15 protein-coding genes, 1 pseudogene and 1 CRISPR repeat array are annotated in these 16,761 nt (G+C 42.0%); of the genes and pseudogenes, 6 read left to right on the top strand and 10 right to left on the bottom strand.

All coding sequences use genetic code 11. The features are described from left to right. The first annotated feature begins 25 nt into the window (after window positions 1–25). Entirely contained in the window at window positions 26–877 is an 852-nt protein-coding gene (locus tag DP114_RS05535) for a phycobilisome linker polypeptide (RefSeq protein WP_171975654.1), read from the top strand. Window positions 878–1,216: 339 nt separating this feature from the next. Further along, a CRISPR array of direct repeats spans window positions 1,217–2,126; the repeat unit is 37 nt; unit sequence GTCGAAATTTATCTTTCTCCCTATTAGGGATTGAAAC. Window positions 2,127–2,199: 73 nt separating this feature from the next. Here DP114_RS05535 and DP114_RS36215 read toward each other — a convergent pair. Continuing rightward, a pseudogene (locus tag DP114_RS36215) lies at window positions 2,200–2,607 on the bottom strand (hypothetical protein). A 522-nt stretch (window positions 2,608–3,129) separates the two neighbouring features. On the opposite strand from DP114_RS36215, the gene DP114_RS05545 reads away from it, so the two are divergent. Further along, entirely contained in the window at window positions 3,130–3,957 is an 828-nt protein-coding gene (locus DP114_RS05545) for a HEAT repeat domain-containing protein (protein WP_171975655.1), read from the top strand. Window positions 3,958–3,985: 28 nt separating this feature from the next. On the opposite strand, the gene DP114_RS05550 is transcribed toward DP114_RS05545, so the two are convergent. Next, a complete protein-coding gene (locus DP114_RS05550) occupies window positions 3,986–4,216 on the bottom strand; it encodes a type II toxin-antitoxin system PemK/MazF family toxin (RefSeq protein WP_169266883.1) in 231 nt (76 codons plus the stop codon). A gap of 171 nt (window positions 4,217–4,387) precedes the next feature. Beyond that, window positions 4,388–4,585, bottom strand: coding sequence for a hypothetical protein (locus tag DP114_RS05555; RefSeq protein WP_169266878.1), 198 nt, complete (start codon window positions 4,583–4,585; stop codon window positions 4,388–4,390). A 157-nt stretch (window positions 4,586–4,742) separates the two neighbouring features. Between DP114_RS05555 and DP114_RS05560 the strand changes: the two genes are divergently transcribed. Beyond that, a complete protein-coding gene (locus DP114_RS05560; RefSeq protein ID WP_171975656.1) occupies window positions 4,743–5,555 on the top strand; it encodes a HEAT repeat domain-containing protein in 813 nt (270 codons plus the stop codon). Window positions 5,556–5,557: 2 nt separating this feature from the next. Here DP114_RS05560 and DP114_RS05565 read toward each other — a convergent pair whose 3' ends face one another. Both DP114_RS05565 and DP114_RS05570 read right to left on the bottom strand, forming a co-directional pair. After that, the gene (locus DP114_RS05565) at window positions 5,558–6,496 is read right to left on the bottom strand and encodes an RluA family pseudouridine synthase (protein WP_171975657.1); all 939 of its coding nucleotides are present in this window, start codon (window positions 6,494–6,496) and stop codon (window positions 5,558–5,560) included. A 2-nt stretch (window positions 6,497–6,498) separates the two neighbouring features. Then, window positions 6,499–7,167 carry a Uma2 family endonuclease gene (locus DP114_RS05570; protein WP_169266881.1) on the bottom strand — a complete coding sequence of 223 codons (669 nt, stop codon included), beginning with the start codon at window positions 7,165–7,167 and terminating at the stop codon, window positions 6,499–6,501. 366 nt (window positions 7,168–7,533) lie between these two features. On the opposite strand from DP114_RS05570, the gene DP114_RS05575 reads away from it, so the two are divergent. The 3 genes from DP114_RS05575 (at window position 7,534) to DP114_RS05585 (ending at window position 12,797) form a co-directional block, all read left to right on the top strand. Beyond that, window positions 7,534–8,730: a sigma-70 family RNA polymerase sigma factor gene (locus tag DP114_RS05575; RefSeq protein WP_171975658.1), complete on the top strand. Its 1,197-nt coding sequence runs from the start codon at window positions 7,534–7,536 to the stop codon at window positions 8,728–8,730. Between the two features lie 19 nt (window positions 8,731–8,749). Then, window positions 8,750–10,006, top strand: a complete 1,257-nt coding sequence (locus DP114_RS05580) for a DUF1822 family protein (protein ID WP_171975659.1) — start codon at window positions 8,750–8,752, stop codon at window positions 10,004–10,006. Between the two features lie 307 nt (window positions 10,007–10,313). Beyond that, a complete protein-coding gene (locus tag DP114_RS05585) occupies window positions 10,314–12,797 on the top strand; it encodes a CHASE2 domain-containing protein (RefSeq protein WP_171975660.1) in 2,484 nt (827 codons plus the stop codon). Window positions 12,798–12,930: 133 nt separating this feature from the next. Here the strand turns inward: DP114_RS05585 and DP114_RS05590 are convergent, their stop codons facing one another. The 5 genes from DP114_RS05590 to DP114_RS05610 all read right to left on the bottom strand — a co-directional run bounded on the left by DP114_RS05590 (window position 12,931) and on the right by DP114_RS05610 (window position 16,761). Continuing rightward, window positions 12,931–13,575 (bottom strand): SAF domain-containing protein, encoded by a 645-nt coding sequence (locus DP114_RS05590; protein WP_171975661.1) that lies wholly within the window; start codon window positions 13,573–13,575, stop codon window positions 12,931–12,933. Next, the gene (locus tag DP114_RS05595) at window positions 13,547–14,617 is read right to left on the bottom strand and encodes a helix-turn-helix domain-containing protein (protein ID WP_169267703.1); all 1,071 of its coding nucleotides are present in this window, start codon (window positions 14,615–14,617) and stop codon (window positions 13,547–13,549) included. Before DP114_RS05595 ends, DP114_RS05590 begins: the two co-directional genes overlap by 29 nt. A gap of 13 nt (window positions 14,618–14,630) precedes the next feature. Then, window positions 14,631–15,197 carry a hypothetical protein gene (locus DP114_RS05600; RefSeq protein WP_171975662.1) on the bottom strand — a complete coding sequence of 189 codons (567 nt, stop codon included), beginning with the start codon at window positions 15,195–15,197 and terminating at the stop codon, window positions 14,631–14,633. A 163-nt stretch (window positions 15,198–15,360) separates the two neighbouring features. Then, a complete protein-coding gene (locus DP114_RS05605; protein ID WP_169267701.1) occupies window positions 15,361–16,416 on the bottom strand; it encodes an ATP-binding protein in 1,056 nt (351 codons plus the stop codon). Between the two features lie 96 nt (window positions 16,417–16,512). Continuing rightward, on the bottom strand, window positions 16,513–16,761 hold the full coding sequence (locus DP114_RS05610) for a hypothetical protein (RefSeq protein WP_169267700.1): 249 nt from the start codon (window positions 16,759–16,761) through the stop codon (window positions 16,513–16,515).

The following is a 16,761-nucleotide window of genomic DNA, read 5'->3' on the forward strand; positions in this document are numbered from 1 at the left end:
CTTGGTTAATAAGGAGATTTTTTAAATGGCTATTACAACAGAAGCATCCCGCCTTGGAACCTCTGCTTTTAATAATTTTTCCCCTGTAGAACTACGTAGTCCAACAGATGTGCCAAATGTTATTGGCGCTGTCTATCGTCAGCTATTGGGCAACGATTATTTAATGGCTTCGCAACGCCTGACTAGTATTGAATCACTCCTGGCAAATGGCAGGATTACAGTGCAAGAATTTGTCCGGCAGGTGGCAAAATCAGAACTATATAAATCCAAGTTTTTCTACAACAGTTTTCAAACCCGTACCATTGAACTGAATTATAAGCACTTGTTGGGTCGGGCACCTTATGACGAAGCTGAAATCATCCATCACTTGGATTTGTATCAAAACAAAGGCTACGACGCCGACATAGATGCTTACATTGATTCACCCGAGTATCAAGCAAACTTTGGCGAATACATAGTACCCTACTATCGCGGCTTCGCGACTCAAACCGGACAGAAAACTGTTGGGTTTAGCCGGATGTTCCAACTATATCGCGGCTATGCCAACAGCGATCGCGCTCAGTTTGGTGGCAATTCTCCACACCTGGTCACAGAGTTGGGACGCAATACCGCCTCGGCAGTTGTCGCACCAGGTAGCCCTGGCTATGGCTATCGTCCCTCAGCCAAGGGAGTGACTCCCAATACTGCTTTCGGTGGCTCAACCATTTATGGAGATCGTCGCTTGTACCGTGTGGAAGTGTCTGCTCTTTTAACTCCCCAGTATCCCCGTGTACGCCGTAGCAACAAAGCTGTTGTCATTCCTTATGAACAGCTATCAGATTACATGCAACGGGTGCAACGCGAAGGAGGCAAGATTGCCAGCATCACACCTTTGTAGTCCCCTTTGATGAGTCGTCCTTTAGTGGAAAAACTACAACCGGTAATCAGTTATGGAACCTTCCAACTGCTGATTGCCGATTTTCTGTAATAACAGGATTTTCTTTGCCCAATGCGCGGATGGGTAGGTGTTGGAAAAAGGGTTAGAAAAAAAATGCCTGGATTGCTTACAGGATAAGGATTTTGGAGAAAATTTGTAATCAACCATCCGCGCTCCTTGCCCAGACTGGATTTCAGCTATTTACCTGTCAACCAATTTACTTTTTATGATGCTATCATTAGATCATCGGCGGTTTAGAACCTTGAAAACTTTATATGGTGCAGTTTTCTAACTGCCGCAGTCGAAATTTATCTTTCTCCCTATTAGGGATTGAAACAATATTTCTGCAAGGAGTAACACCTTCTAATGTTTGTCGAAATTTATCTTTCTCCCTATTAGGGATTGAAACCTTGGGCATCATCGAAGTGGCTAGGTATACCTAACACGGTCGAAATTTATCTTTCTCCCTATTAGGGATTGAAACACAGCTAGATGAACTCATTGAAGCCAGCTAAGTCGAAATTTATCTTTCTCCCTATTAGGGATTGAAACTTAGCAGCTGTAGCTTTAGCTGCTGCGGTCATCAGTCGTCGAAATTTATCTTTCTCCCTATTAGGGATTGAAACATATGATCTGGAGGGCGAGTTACCCGGCAGTGTTGCCCGGTCGAAATTTATCTTTCTCCCTATTAGGGATTGAAACTGGCGTAGCGCCTTTTATCCAGGTGCCTCGCTCTGCTGTCGAAATTTATCTTTCTCCCTATTAGGGATTGAAACAGTACTTTTGGCAGCTTATATATTATGAGCAATGTAAGGTCGAAATTTATCTTTCTCCCTATTAGGGATTGAAACTTTGTTTGTGGGTTGTTGGGTGGTGATTGAGTAATGGGTGTCGAAATTTATCTTTCTCCCTATTAGGGATTGAAACGTTGCTATTGCTTGCACTGCAACAGAAGATGATACCGTCGAAATTTATCTTTCTCCCTATTAGGGATTGAAACTCAAGATAAAAACTTACAATTTCTTGAGCTATATGTCGAAATTTATCTTTCTCCCTATTAGGGATTGAAACGAGTTGTTTTCAGCCGGAGGGGGAATCGCCTGGTCGAAATTTATCTTTCTCCCTATTAGGGATTGAAACAGCAAATCGATGCTTCCCGCTGGAGTGTAAACCGTCGAAATTTATCTTTCTCCCTATTAGGGATTGAAACTTAAATTTTGCAAACTTTCATAATTTATTTCTTTCCAGCAAAGAAGTACCTATAAAGTAGTGGACTACTATTCTTATAAAGCGTGTTGAATGTCCAGAAAAGGAGAATCAATATCTAATTGCCAATTTTCATCTATAAATTCTAGATTTTCATCATAAACAAGTTCCAACTCGCCAATACGCAGTCTGTTATGATGACTTAAATTACCTTCAACATCATTTCTATAATCTGTGAGGATAAACTTCAATTGGAGAAAGCGTTTCTTCTGTGTTACGCCAATGGAACTACGAGTTAATTCAGCTTCGAGGGTGCGTGGTAGGGGAATTTATTCATAATATTTATCTTGTTCATCCCAATAACCGGATACTTTATAATCACATAAACAGAGATGTTCTTTAACAAGTGTATTGGCATCTATGTTTTGTAGGATTTCAGTAAAATCATGCCAAACTTGGTGATTTTTTAATTCAAGGTTACTCATATCTGATTTTGGATTAATGTTCTGTTGCTAAACCAGGAAAGTGCAAGACTCCATCTCTAAATTTGGCATAAAACCGACGGTCGCCACTTTTCCCAATACTTTTGATTTCAAATCGTAACCTTCTTCTTGAGAGGGAACAAGACCAATACTACCGCGTGGGGCACTTGCCCTTTTTCAATAGCTTTTAGCTGTTTACTTTTTTGGTCAGATTTTATTCCCAGTTTAATTTGTTCTTGACTAAAAGAAACTAGTAAATCATTAGTTGTATGATATACAGCATCAGGCTGAATATCTGCCCAATTATTGGGTAAAGGTTCTATTTAACTGATTCAATAGTGAGAGATAAACTCACTCCTAATTTACTACGGTTGATAGCGCAAGCTAAAGCAAAAGGCATTATCCTGACGAGCGACGCTCGCCTCCTCCCACTTTCTCGCCATATGCATTATTATTTAATAGTATTTTGAGTATTTTTACAGATTTACAAGATTTGTATTATAGAATGTGGCGAATGGTCATATTATGAGTTTAGACGTGTTTGCACCGGATGAATCGAGTAGCAGTGAATCTTTAACAATCGGGCAGGCGATCGCCAACCTCCAAGGAGAAGACTTGGGGTTGCGCATGTATGCGGCTTGGTGGCTGGGCAGATTTCGGGTACGGGAACCTGTAGCAGTTTCACTCCTCATCCAAGCATTAGAAGACGAAGCTGATCGCACAGAAGAAGGTGGATACCCGTTACGGCGGAACGCTGCTAGGGCATTGGGAAAGTTGGGCGATCGCCAAGCAGTACTACCCCTGATTCAGTCTTTGGACTGCTCTGATTTTTACGTCCGGGAAGCTGCAGCTCAATCCCTAGAGATGCTAGGCGATCCAGTTTGTATCCCCAATTTGATTTCCCTACTCAAAGCAGGCTTGCAAGGAAATCACCTCGTTCCAAACCAGCCAGACTTCTCTCAACCTTATGATGCCATTTTAGAAGCCTTAGGAACCCTAGGAGCAACCGTCGCTGTTCCGCTGATTTCGCTGTTCTTGGATCATCCAATCGAGCGGATTCAGTATGCTGCAGCACGAGCCATGTACCAGTTAACTCAAGATGTGATCTATGGAGAACGCCTGGTGCAAGCCTTGGCAGGTAAGGATTTGCAACTGCGTCGCTCTGCACTTGCAGACTTGGGTGCCATTGGCTACTTGCCAGCAGCAGAGGCGATCGCTCAAACTTTGGCTGAAAATAGTATAAAACTGATTGCACTCAAAGGACTACTGGAACACCAGATTTATATGTCACCTTCCAATGAATTATCTGAGGGTGCTGTTCGGGTGATGACGTTAATGGATGGGTTACTGTAGTATAATGCCGCAGCAACCGACACACAGATTAATCCTCGTCCTCAGTTTGCTTTGGCGTCAAGCTTCCTAACTTTCGCAGTAGCTTTGCATGAGGAATTGTAATAATGTTCTGCACATCAAACACTCCTGCTCGAAGGAAGTTGACTTTGACCTCTACTTCAAATCTCGAACCACGTGGGCTAGTTGTGTGAGGAACTAAGGTTACCAAGGCACGATCTTGTTCCAAAGCTGGAATACTAATGACCAAACATGGTCTAATATCATGTCCGGCTAATTAGTTGTGATTACAAAATCTGTGCAAAAACCGGGAAATCCTCTTTCTCCCTGCTAAGAGCCCCCTGCTAAGAGCCGTCTTAATGATAAGTCTTTCACCGGACATGATATAACTTTTGCTGCATAGCCTAGATCGACGAGCCAGACCTCTCCACGATCAGGAATCTTTATGGGCAGCTTCTTGCTTATCTAACTCTAGAAAAATTGCTTCAGCATTTAAGACTAAATCTTCATCCGATAAAGGCGGAAAATCTACATGAATGACCCGCTTCAAAATTTCCAATGCAATCTCTAGCTCTTCTGAGTCCGGCAAACGATCAAAGCTACTTAGGAATTCTTTTACTACAGGAGTCATAATTCTTTTGCTCGGACACACTTGACAGTAGCACAAGCCTCATTTATTAGTTCATTCATTATTGACGAGCTACTAGTCTAAAATTGAAACAATACAAACAACTCAGACTATATAAAAAATTCAACGTCTAGCCATCCCTATATTAAAAATTAAGTTTATGACTGCTAATCTTGCCCAAACCCTAATCCGCGCCGTTGAAGAAGCAGACTCCTCTGCCCGTCTACTGGAAGCTGTCGAGCAATTGTCAGCCGCCCGTCTGGAAGCGGCGATTCCAACCCTGATTGCAGCGCTAGGCTACAACAACCCAGGGGCGGCGGTTGCAGCAGTTGAGGGACTGATTGAGATCGGCAAGCCAGCAGTAACGCCCCTAATAGAACTGCTGGATGGCTACAACTATGGTGCTAGGGCTTGGGCAATTCGTGCCCTTGCCGGAATTGGCGATCCACGAGGATTGGAGATGTTGCTTGATGCGGCAAAAAATGACTTTTCTTTCAGTGTCCGGCGGGGCGCTGCTAGGGGACTAGGTACGATCGCCTGGGAAGATTTACCACCAGAGCAACTTCAAAGCGCACAAACTCAGGTGCTAGAGACTCTACTACAAGTGTCCCAAGACCACCAATGGGTGGTGCGTTATGCAGCGGTGACTGCGTTGCAGAAATTGGCGATCGCCGTTGCCATTTCTCATACCGACTGGGCGATGCAGATTATAACACATTTTGACCGCCAGGTGGAATCTGAAGACAATCTGACAGTGATTGCTCGGATTTGGCTGGCGCAGAGAGAAATTCAGGAGTATGCCGTTGAGGTACTGGATAAGCAAACTGCTGCAACTGTCAGCACCTTGGACATCGACTGGCAAGCAACTCTCGAAAAACTTTATGCGCGTAAGCGTCAGGAACAACCCTTGCCAGAAGGCGATCCGCGCAAGTTTCGTGAGGTTGCAGCCGCGATTGCGAGGGCGAATGCTTAGTCTTAAGGATGAGAGACTCGTCGCCTGAGAACTTCCAACAGAGTTGTAAACTCCTCTGGAACAGATGCAGTGACTTCAATCCATTCTCCAGAGACAGGATGTTCTAACGTGAGTCGCCAAGCGTGAAGTGCTTGACCTGGTAAATTCACACCAACGGAACGACCGGAACTATAAATAGGATCGCCAACAATAGGATGACCGATGTGGGTGCTGTGGACACGAATTTGATGGGTGCGTCCGGTTTCCAGTTGAAAGTGCATCAATGTATAGTTACCAAAACGCTCTTTCACTTTCCAGTGAGTAACTGCAGTTCTTCCACCTTGTTCTACTGGAACAACCGACATTTTTTTGCGGTCAACTGGATGACGACCGATGGGCAAATTTATCGTACCGCTTTCTGTTTTGGGTACGCCGTAGATAATGCCGAGGTATTCTCGCCGTGCAGTTTTTGCTTTGAGTTGAGCTTGTAGGTGTTGATGAGCGTGTTCTGTTTTGGCTATTGCGATCGCCCCCGTTGTATCCTTATCCAATCGATGGACAATTCCCGGACGTTGGACTCCCCCAATTCCTGGTAAATTAGGGCAGTGAGCTAAGATCGCGTTGACTAAAGTACCGTCTTGATGACCTGGTGCGGGATGGACGACTAACCCAGCGCTTTTGTTGATGATAAGTAGAGAGTCGTCTTCGTAAAGAATGTCCAGAGGAATATCTTCTGGTTGGAGTTCTAAGGGTTGGGCGTCTGGTATTTTAATGGAAATGCGATCGCCTACTTTGACAGCGATTTTCTTTGATGTGCAAATATTATCATTTAGTTGGACGTGACTTTGTTCTATGAGCTGCTGAATGCGCGATCGCGATAAGTTTGGTAATTCTTGGGAGAGGTAGCGATCTAGGCGAACGCTATCACTATCTTGTTTGACTTCTAGATAAAATTCGTTCACACTTAATTTGGATTAATTCCTCGTTCTTGAAGTAAAGCACGGAGTGCTTGTAATTCTGCTTCAGCTTTTTCGGCTCTAGCTTCAGCTTGTTTTTGTTTATGCGCTAGTTCCACATAGCTTAGAAACTGCTGTTCATCAGGACGATAAATCTGAAGTTCGCCCTCTAACATTTCAAAGCGTATGCTTAGACGAGGACTCACCCAACCTATCATTTGCTCAATTTCTGCTAATTCATCACCAGAGCGTAGCCAACCAGTCAACTCACCTGTGTCTGGGTTATACAAGTAGTATTCTTCCACACCATAGCGCTCATAAAACTTGTATTTAGTGATCATCTCTTTGGCGCTATTCCTGGGGGAAAGAATTTCAAAGACGACTTGTGGGGGAATATTGTCTTCTCGCCACTGTAAATAAGAACCTCGATCTCCTTTTGGTCTGCCAAAGACAACCATAACATCAGGCGCTCTACGAGTGAGGTTATTGCCCTCAATAGGATACCACAGTAAGTCCCCAGCAACGAACACATTCCGGTGATTGTCAAACAGCAAATCCAAGTTTTTTTTAATGAGTACAATCAACTCAAATTGCTTTGTGTTATCAGCCATTGGCTGTCCGTCGCTTTCCGGGTAAATAACATCCTTTTGGTTGTAAGATGATATCTGAGTGACCATTGCAGTAAATTCTCTTCTTGCAGATAGCATAGTTCATTTTAACGAACGCAAGTGCGTGTGAAGTCTTCGCATACTAACAAGAGCAAGAAAGCATGGTATTTGTAGTCCTGCTCAATTTATATTTTTAACAGTTATCAGTTATCAAGTACCCGCAGTACCTGTTCACTGTTCACTGTTCACCCTATGGCTAACGCCACGCCTTACGGCTATCGGGTATGCGCAAAGCGCACGCCTGAGGGCGTAAGCGCAAGCGCACGCTAAGAGCGAACGCGCAGCGTGCGCTTTGCGCTTACGCCAGATGCCTCTGTCGGGAAACCCTCATCAAGCACTGGACTCACTGTTCACTCTTCACTGGTTTAATTACTTATGCGTACTCGCCAAGAAATTACGGATATGTTCTCGACATTCGCGCAGTTGGAAGGAGACAAATTCAGCAAATGGTCCATTGATAAGAAACTATATAAAAATATTCAAAATCACTTGGAGCTTTCCTCAGAAGCACTTAAATCAGAAAACTTTTGGGCGCTTTACTGGCATAAGCACTGGCGTTCTAAATCCAACAATTTTGCCAGAATGCATTTGTCGGCTTATTTACAAGAAGCATGTTATTGGACGGCTTCAAAAGCAGTTGCTAAATTTACTCTTAGCCAATACACTCTAGCTGATTACTTCCAAATGGCGATCGCAGAAGTCGAAATAATTCTTAAAGACTTCAACTCAGAAAAATGCTCTAGTTTAAAAACCTACGCCATTATGGCAATTCCCAGTCGGCTGAAAGATGTTTTGCGCCAACGCAAAGAAGCTAATCTTTGCACGAATTGGGCATTGTTACGCAAAGTGAGCAAAAAGCTGCTTAGTGAAGCTCTTAGTGAAGCTGGATTCTCACAAAGCGCAATTGCTCAATATCGTCTAGCTTGGACTTGTTTCAACCAACTGTACGTCCAAAACCAACCAGGAGGTACCAGTAAGTTACCAGAACCGAATCGTCAGCTTTGGGAAGCGATTGCCAACCTCTACAACCAGCAACGCCAAAGCCAACTTACTCAACTCACTGAGCAACGTAATGCACAGACAATTGAACAGTGGTTAAACCAAACAGTTCTCTACGTGCGTGCTTATCTGTTTCCAGCAGTGAAATCTCTAAATGCTTTTAAGCAAGATGATGACACGACAGTAACGTTTGATTTGCCAGATCCATCTTTTGACTCACCAATGGCTGATATGATAGCCCAAGAGGATGTCCAAAATCGACAAAACCAAATATCTCAGATGTTTGCTGTATTGTTAAAAGCTTTACAGAGCCTGGATGGGCAATCCCAAGAAGTACTTAAGCTTTACTATCAACAGGGACTCACTCAGCAGCAGATTATGCAACAGTTGCAGATGAGTCAGCCTACGGTGTCTCGCAGACTGGTTAAAGGTAGAGAATCAATGCTTGCAGGACTTATTAAGTGGAGCCAAGCTTTGAATATTTGTGTTGATTCTAACCAAATAAAAGATATGAGTCTTGCTTTGGAAGAATGGCTGAGAAATCAGTATGGCGAGTATAATATGAACCCATAGTTTTCATTAGGTAGTAAAAATGACTTGTGCATTTGCTGATCCGAGAGAATGGTGGTTAGAAATATCACCAACAATTCAAGTACAATCCTGGCAACAAAGCCAGGTTTATGCCACGTCTAGCAGTCGCTGGTGCGCTTACATAAATCAAATTTGTCTCCATGCCTTCTTGGATTGGATCTCAACTGAAGATTTTCCCAGCGCGAGTGTTTGGCACAGTTTCCCTGGTACGCCAGCTTTTTGGGAATTTGTCAATGGCACAGCTATTTTGTTAGACCGGAGGCGAGTCGTGTTGATTCCCAGTGAGGCAATTGATGATAGCGAGTTAGAAGTTCCTCAGGAATGGGTGGACATTCCCAGTTGGGCAGCAGACTACTATTTAGCAGTACAAGTCAAACCAGATGGCGAGTGGGTACGAATTTGGGGTTATACAACCCATACAGAACTGAAATCTCTGGCTCACTATGACTCAGTCGATAGAACTTATTGTATAGATGCAAGGCATTTGACAAAAGACCTCAATGCTTTTTCTTTGAGCTATCAATTTTGTAGAGAAGAACAGATGAAAGCGGCTGTAGCTTCTCTACCACAATTATCCACCCAGCAAGCAGAAAATCTTGTGCAACGCTTAGGCAATTCCTCTGTGACTTTTTCTAGACTAGGAGTACCATTTACAACCTGGGGTTCGCTACTAGAGGATGAACACTGGCGGCAGCGCTTGTACCAACAACGGTTCACCCTGAGCGCAGTCGTAAGCGCAAGCGCACGCCAAGGCGAACGCGTAGCGTCTCCGCAGGAGATAGGGCAGCAGTCACAATCTTCGCAAGTGCAAGTGAATCTCAGTCGTTGGCTGGAAGGTATATATGATAATGCTTGGGAATCAATAGAGACATTTTTCGCATCAAATTCCAGTAGTCTAGCTTTTAATTTTAGGAGTAGTACTGGGTTAGATCTTAGTAGTATCAAACGAGCCAAGCTGATTGACTTGGGAATCGAAATAGAGTCTCAAAAAGTGGTGCTCTTAGTTGCTTTGATACCAGAGTCTAGCCAACAAGTTAGTATTCGCGTGCAATTACATCCTGCCAATGGAGAATCTTATTTACCTGTTAATATGAAGCTAGCTTTGCTTTTAGAGTCAGGGGAAATCATTCAGGAAGTGCAAGCAAGAGTTCAAGATAATTACATACAATTGAAACGCTTTGATGGAGAAGTAGGAGAATGTTTTAGCATCCAAGTTGCTCTTGATAGTTGCCAGATAACAGAAAATTTCGTTATTTAGTCATTATATTATGTTCGGATGAACACTTATAAAAAACGAAGAACCTCACCCCGATCCCCTCCGGGAAATTCAAAGTATGCCTGCGGCACGCTGCGCTATCAAAAAAAAGAATTCTTAATTTTGAATTTTGAATTTTGAATTTTGAATTTGAGCGTTCGCCCTTGGCGTGCGCCTCTGGCGCTCAGCGAGTGAGGTCTTTTTATTGTAAGTAATCAAACGAACTTGGTATTAGTCATTAGTCAAAACGTTAATGACTAATGGTTACTAGACAAATGACAACTAACAACTCACAACGACCAAACAACAAATGAGTAAGCTAGTCGTATTTAGCTTGTTGGGAGGAAATTTAAATCAAGGATTTCCTGTTGTCACGGCTCAACTTTGGCATAATGACCAATTGTTTAAAATAACAGGGAGTCTGCCAGCAGTACCAGAACTTTCCGAAGTCTACAGAAGATGGAAATTACTCTATGAAGCTGTCCATCAACGTTTGGGCAGCAATCAACGTATAAAAGTGCATTCACAAGATATTACTAATATCTCTATGAATGACTTCGATGAAGTGTGTCAACAGCTACAAGCACATATCAATGCTTGGTTGAAATCTGAATCCTTCCAAAATATTGAGCGACAGTTACGGACTCTACTCAGTCGAGATGATGAAATTAGAGTTATTATTGAAACAAATATAGCTTTAGTGCATCGGTTACCTTGGCATCTGTGGAATTTTTTTGAGGATTACCCTAAAGCTGAATTAGCTTTGAGCAATCATGAGTATGCCTCTCCTCAGGTAGTACGAAAATCTTCCACAGGTCAAGTGAAGATTTTAGCAATTCTAGGTAACAGTTTTGGTATTGATATTGATCAAGACTCCTATTTGTTGCAAGGTTTAACAGATACTCAAACTAGGTTTCTTGTCGAACCAACACGCAGAGAACTTAACGAAAAACTGTGGAATCAGAATTGGGATATTCTGTTTTTTGCAGGACATAGCGCTAGTATTGCAGATGGGGAGAGAGGGGAAATTTACATTAATCAAAGCGAGAGTTTAACAATTTCTCAGTTAAAAAATGCACTGAAAACAGCAATTACACGCGGTTTAAAACTGGCAATTTTCAACTCTTGTGATGGAATTGGTTTAGCGCGAGATTTAGCTGATTTGAACATTCCCCAAATAATTGTGATGCGAGAAGGGGTGCCAGATTTAGTCGCACAGGAGTTCTTGAAAAACTTTATTGTCGCCTTTGCAGGTGGCAAGCCATTTTATCCAGCTGTACGAGAAGCGCGGGAGAGACTTCAGGGATTGGAGAATGACTTCCCTTGTGCTAGTTGGTTACCAGTCATCTGCCAAAATCCTACAACTGTTCCGATAACTTGGCAAGAACTGCGCGGTGGTTGGGGTGACATTGAGACTCGCGGCGAAGTTTCGACAAAGAGCAGAATTTCGACCCCAAAGACCAAAAGCAGAATTTCGACTCCAAAGACCAAATTATGGATAGTACTGCTGAGTACTGTTATTGTGACTCTTTCAACAATAGGTCTGAGATACTTGGGGCTTTTTGAAAAACTCGAACTGCAAATCTTTGACCAAATGCTACTCCTGCGACCAAAGGAAGAGTTAGATCCAAGATTGCTCGTTGTTGAAATCACTGAAAAAGATATTCAATCCCGACCAGAAACGATTCAAGGACCGAAATCTATTTCTGATAGTACGTTAGCTCAATTACTCAACAAATTACAAAAGTATCAACCGCGAGTCATTGGACTAGATATTTATAGAGATTTTGCTGACCCCCTTCGGCTACTCTCAGGGCAAGCCCCAAATAAGTTAAAGCCGATACAACTAGCTACTGAACTAAGCAAAGAAAATGTTGTTGTTGTCTGCAAAGGTCGAGATAGCAAATATGACCCCCAAGGTGTTAAACCTCCAAGAGAAGTACCTGAAGAACGTCAGGGTTTTACTGATGCAATCCAAGATCCAGATGGTATCGTCCGTCGCCAAATTTTGATGATGCGACAAGAACCTTCGTCTTCCTGTGCAACGCCTCACTCACTCTCGTTGCAATTGGCTGCTGGTTACTTATCTTACGAAAATATTAAACCTGATTTCAATGAAGATTATGTACAGTTTGGTTCTAAAGTATTTAAACGCTTAAAGTCTGGTCGCAGTGGTGGCTATCAACAAAAAGTTGGTTTAGGCGGAATTCAAATACTTGTTAATTACCGTGATGTAGATTATCAAAGAATTTCTTTGGAAGATGTATTGAGTGATAAAGTTAACCCTGAGTTGCTCAAAGATAAGCTAGTTCTCATTGGAGTGACAGCTAACACTATCAGTGATACTTGGTCAACTCCCTACTCTGCTGCACAGCAACCTTACGAGCAAATACCAGGCGTATTTATACAAGCGCAAATGGTCAGCCAAATTCTGAGTGCCGTTTTAGACGAACGTCCAATTCTTGGGGTTTTGCCTTTCTGGGGTGATATTCTGTGGATATGGGGATGGTCGAGTGTGTCTGGTTTGATTGTTTGGCGCTTTCGTTCGCTGTCAAATAAGGGATGGGGCATGTTTGCGATAGTTGTTGTTTTATGTGGAGTTTGTGCGATCGCTCTTAGCGGGGCTTTACCCATCGCGGTTTGGGCAGTGCCTTTAGGGGCGATGGCTCTTTTAAAACAAGGGGTATGGTTACCATTTATTCCCTCAGCTTTTGCTGTGGTTGCAAGTGGTGTTGTTGTGTTGTTTGTTCAACGTCGTCGGGAATTTTCCAGTACCCACTCTTTACGTGAATAAAAATATCTTTGTGGAAACACTCCGTGTGCGACGTGTCCTTCTCTCCCATTTTGTTGTGCCAGCAAGTTGTCCGGCATCATTCTTTGATGATGGGTGATTGGTAAACTGACTTGAATTCGACTAACTAAAATCTTTAAAGCTTGCGGGTAAGCAAGAAGGTTGCACCAAGACTTTTGCTAGCAAATTCTTGCTGACGCTTTAAGGGCAAGGCAACTACGACCACAGATGTCGATGAAGCACTGGCTTGAGACACTGAGTTTACATCCAACACTAAGATGTTAGGAAATACCACAGGAGATGGTAAAGATTTTGCTTTAGTTGTAGTGGGTACAAGTGTCATTTCTACAGTATCGCCTGCTTGTAAGTTACCACCTAATATCATGGCAGGTGTTGCAGGAATACCAACGACAACAGTATCAACAAGGCGATTTGGGTCGATTTTAGAGCTAACAAGCTTTTCAGTTAAAGGCTTTTGCTTAGGAATTTTGGTCAAGGTATAACGATTTACAAGTTCTTGGGAGTTTTTTAAAATCTGTGAAGGAATGTCTTTTTGAGCGTAAGTTTTTGAGCTGAGATCGCCTGGTTTTATCTGATAATAGGCGGGTAAATCTCGGTTGGGAACTTGAATTTCAATTTTAGTTTGAGTTTCGAGGTAGGTAGCCCCAAGAATTCCAACAAACAAAGCCAGCATAGTTATCCATTGGCTGAGGGATGGTTTGAACAGCAACTGCATGAGGAAACGATAGATATTATGGCGAGTTTTGAGTCTTAGCTGCATCAGTATCTTTGTATTGCAATTCTACTCTTATATTGTGATAAAGAAGCTGACCAATTTTCTCCCATAGTTCAGGCTCTTCTAATGGTGTATTAGGCAGTTCTAAGCGCATTTGTTTTAATAATTCATGACGATAAAGGTCAAAACCTGCTTTAATCTGTTGGGCATAAAGTAAAGCACTTCCTAAGGCGCTTTGATAAGTTAACCACGCTAAGAATAATCCTCCCCAAAAACACGTCAGAAAAAGCAATCCAGATGCCTTAACAATTACTAAATAAATACCACTGAATAAGGCAAAAATACTGCTTAAGGCAGAAACCACGAGCATGAAATCTAAAGAGCTTTTTGCTTCAGCAATAGTCTCAATAAAATGCCCTGGAAACAAATTATATAAACGTGGCCAGATAAGAACAGCATCTATATCATAGCGGTCACGAGAGTATAGTTCAGCGTTTCTGAGAATATTGCCTAAGCGAGTTGGCATGACCTGTTCTGGTTGTGTTGGCAGGGGATAATACAGGTAAATAGTTTCATAAAGTTTTCCACTATTATCCTGATGCTGTAATTTTTTTAGTTGTTCCTCTAGTTTTTTTAGTTGTTCCTCTAGTCTGAGTTTTTTTTGTTGTTGAGATGTATTTTTTTTAAGCTCTTGTTTAATTTTATCTATTTCTTCGTCTAACTCCTTCTTATGGTTATCAAAATCTAGTTTTCTCAAATGAGATTGATACCACCTTCTCCGGTTATTTTCTAATAAACGACCAAGCGGAAAATTCCAGTAGCCTTCATAAAACCGCAGGATTGTATTGAAATTGTTAGATAAGATAATAGAGAAGACTGTAACACAACTAAAAAAGCCAACGATTTGCAAAGCTTTTAATGTAATATCCAGTTGATTCCATTCTTTCAACACGTTAACAAAATCTGCCTGTCCCGCGCTCGCGACTACAATAATCAATCCCCAAAAAAGAAAACTGGGAAAAAAGGCATTCATTAGGAAACGGCGACCAAGAAGTCCGGGAACTTCCTTAAGAACATCATTTAACATAGCTGTCTCCAACTTAAGTTAGTTTTAATTCGTGGAGCTTATTAGGATTTTTACAGTTGGGCAGCTTTTTGTAGTCGATATAAGACAACTCATTAACAAAACCGCACTCACCACACTTAAGCACCATCTTTGATGACTGATGTCTTCCTGGTAATCCACTGTCACCAGCAGCGCCTGACCGGTCACCGCGCAACTCATAATCACGATTTTTTAAAGTGTTTAAATAGTTGCGAACAGTTGTAATAGCTAATATCCCAAAAACTCCATTATCATCAATGATTATTACTCCTCTAATTCTCTCATATCGGTCAATAAAACCTTCCCACTTCACGAGGTCTTGCATAACTTGACAACCGACAATGATAGTAGCAGGGAACCCTATCTTAGTATCGAGTAGAGAGCTAATACCTTGGTTAGCTGCTTGTTCTAAATCATCAGCTGTAACTAGTGCTACTGGTTTTGAATGCTCATCCAAAACGACACCATATTCAGTTACTAATTCTACAAGCGCTTCTGCTGGACTTAGCGTACCAGCGAGTAACTGAAAGTCCTTGATCATGTGGTCTTGTGTCAAGCTCATGCAATTATTTCCAGTGACAAATTAACAAAAAAAGTACTTAAAGGTTGGGTTAGTGGTGTCTCTAAAGTGTCGATTCAGTTGTTTAATTACTTGCTGTAAGATAGATATAAACATCATCTTCAACACATCTGTAACACCACCCCAACATAAGAGTCATTCCTGATTAAGTTCCAACAGCAATAGCATCGGAAACATTATCCTGTTCCAAGACTTGCTCGTATTTATCACGAACGTCAGAAGGTAATTCTTCAGGTGAAACTATCTCTTCTTTAACTACTGTTGCAGTAGATTGGTTGTGATAAGAGAATCCAGTACCAACTTTTTCTTTGCCAAGCTTGACTTGGGTGACGGCGTTTTGAATATCTGATTGTAAAATCCTTCGCTCTTCTCCAGTCCGGACAACAGCTTGGCTTGCAGCTAACTTGACTACATTGAGAATATCTCCACCAGCTAAACCTATAGATTCTTGCGCTAACCATTGAATGGTAATATATTCTGCACGGGGAACTTCTGTAGGTAGTAGTAAATTCCACAATTGCACAAGGCAATCTTCGTTTGGAAGTTCAAACTCAATATGTGCTTGAATTCGTCTTACAAAAGCCCCATCGTAGTTTCCTGGTAAATTAGTAGCAAAAATCACGATTCCATTGAAGTTATCTAACTCCAACAACATAACGGAACGGCTAACATTGACTCCGTGATCGGCACTTTGGGTAACATTGGTGAGTCGCTTGCCAAGAATTGAATCAGCTTCGTCAAAGAATAATATTGCTCCGGTTTCACGGGCTTTGTTGAAAGCTGCTTTAATATTTTTTGGAGTTTCTCCTACGTACTTAGATTCAATCTCTGCATAGTTTACACGGATGATTGGTTTACCTAAGTGGTGAGCGATCGCCTCAGCGCAAAACGTCTTTCCCGTTCCCGGTGGACCAAACAGATTAATTGCTACTCGATGTCCATGAGGGTCAATCTTTTTTAAGTTCCACTCGTGGTACAGCACATCATGAAAACGAATGCTGTTTAAGGCTGTTTCAATTTGGGTTTTAACCTTAGCTGATACAATCAAGTTATTTAGGCTGCGGTTGGGTGTTTCTGGGACAAATATTTCCATCCGCTGGATTTCAGAAGTTTCAGAGCTAGTATCCGACGAAACGGTTACATTAGCTTGAGATTGATGAGATTGGTTAGGTTTATCGATTCTTTTCCAATTTGCTGGCATATTTATTTCCTGCTATTGCAATAAAGGCATAATGTCTTTTTTGACATAGCCCAACCTTTGTAGTTGGTCATAAACATCAGGGTGAGTTTTGCGAATTTATTCTAGAGAATGGCTTGTCTCAGATATCTTTTGAGTACCAGTTTGTCTGGTTTCCACCATTAGGGAACGGCGAACTCTAGAAATCAACCGGTCAAAAACAATCCAGGCTTTCATCAAAGCACTATCCTGTAAGCCTTGCTTACGCAACCATGCAGCAACGCTTTCCCGAATTTGATCTTGATGATTCCAAGCTAAATATCCAACTGTTACTACAATTGCGAGTTTTGTGATGAGTGTCCAATACAT

The sequence above is a fragment of the Brasilonema sennae CENA114 genome (assembly GCF_006968745.1).
GTDB lineage: Bacteria > Cyanobacteriota > Cyanobacteriia > Cyanobacteriales > Nostocaceae > Brasilonema > Brasilonema sennae.

Bases quoted from the DNA above. Each gene is read 5' to 3' on its own strand.
- DP114_RS05535 (WP_171975654.1), top strand. From the start codon at position 26: ATGGCTATTACAACAGAAGCATCCCGCCTTGGAACCTCTGCTTTTAAT.
- DP114_RS05545 (WP_171975655.1), top strand. From the start codon at position 3,130: ATGAGTTTAGACGTGTTTGCACCGGATGAATCGAGTAGCAGTGAATCT.
- DP114_RS05555 (WP_169266878.1), bottom strand. From the start codon at position 4,585: ATGACTCCTGTAGTAAAAGAATTCCTAAGTAGCTTTGATCGTTTGCCG.
- DP114_RS05560 (WP_171975656.1), top strand. From the start codon at position 4,743: ATGACTGCTAATCTTGCCCAAACCCTAATCCGCGCCGTTGAAGAAGCA.
- DP114_RS05570 (WP_169266881.1), bottom strand. From the start codon at position 7,167: ATGGTCACTCAGATATCATCTTACAACCAAAAGGATGTTATTTACCCG.
- DP114_RS05575 (WP_171975658.1), top strand. From the start codon at position 7,534: ATGCGTACTCGCCAAGAAATTACGGATATGTTCTCGACATTCGCGCAG.
- DP114_RS05580 (WP_171975659.1), top strand. From the start codon at position 8,750: ATGACTTGTGCATTTGCTGATCCGAGAGAATGGTGGTTAGAAATATCA.
- DP114_RS05585 (WP_171975660.1), top strand. From the start codon at position 10,314: ATGAGTAAGCTAGTCGTATTTAGCTTGTTGGGAGGAAATTTAAATCAA.
- DP114_RS05590 (WP_171975661.1), bottom strand. From the start codon at position 13,575: ATGCAGCTAAGACTCAAAACTCGCCATAATATCTATCGTTTCCTCATG.
- DP114_RS05595 (WP_169267703.1), bottom strand. From the start codon at position 14,617: ATGTTAAATGATGTTCTTAAGGAAGTTCCCGGACTTCTTGGTCGCCGT.
- DP114_RS05600 (WP_171975662.1), bottom strand. From the start codon at position 15,197: ATGAGCTTGACACAAGACCACATGATCAAGGACTTTCAGTTACTCGCT.
- DP114_RS05605 (WP_169267701.1), bottom strand. From the start codon at position 16,416: ATGCCAGCAAATTGGAAAAGAATCGATAAACCTAACCAATCTCATCAA.
- DP114_RS05610 (WP_169267700.1), bottom strand. From the start codon at position 16,761: ATGTATTGGACACTCATCACAAAACTCGCAATTGTAGTAACAGTTGGA.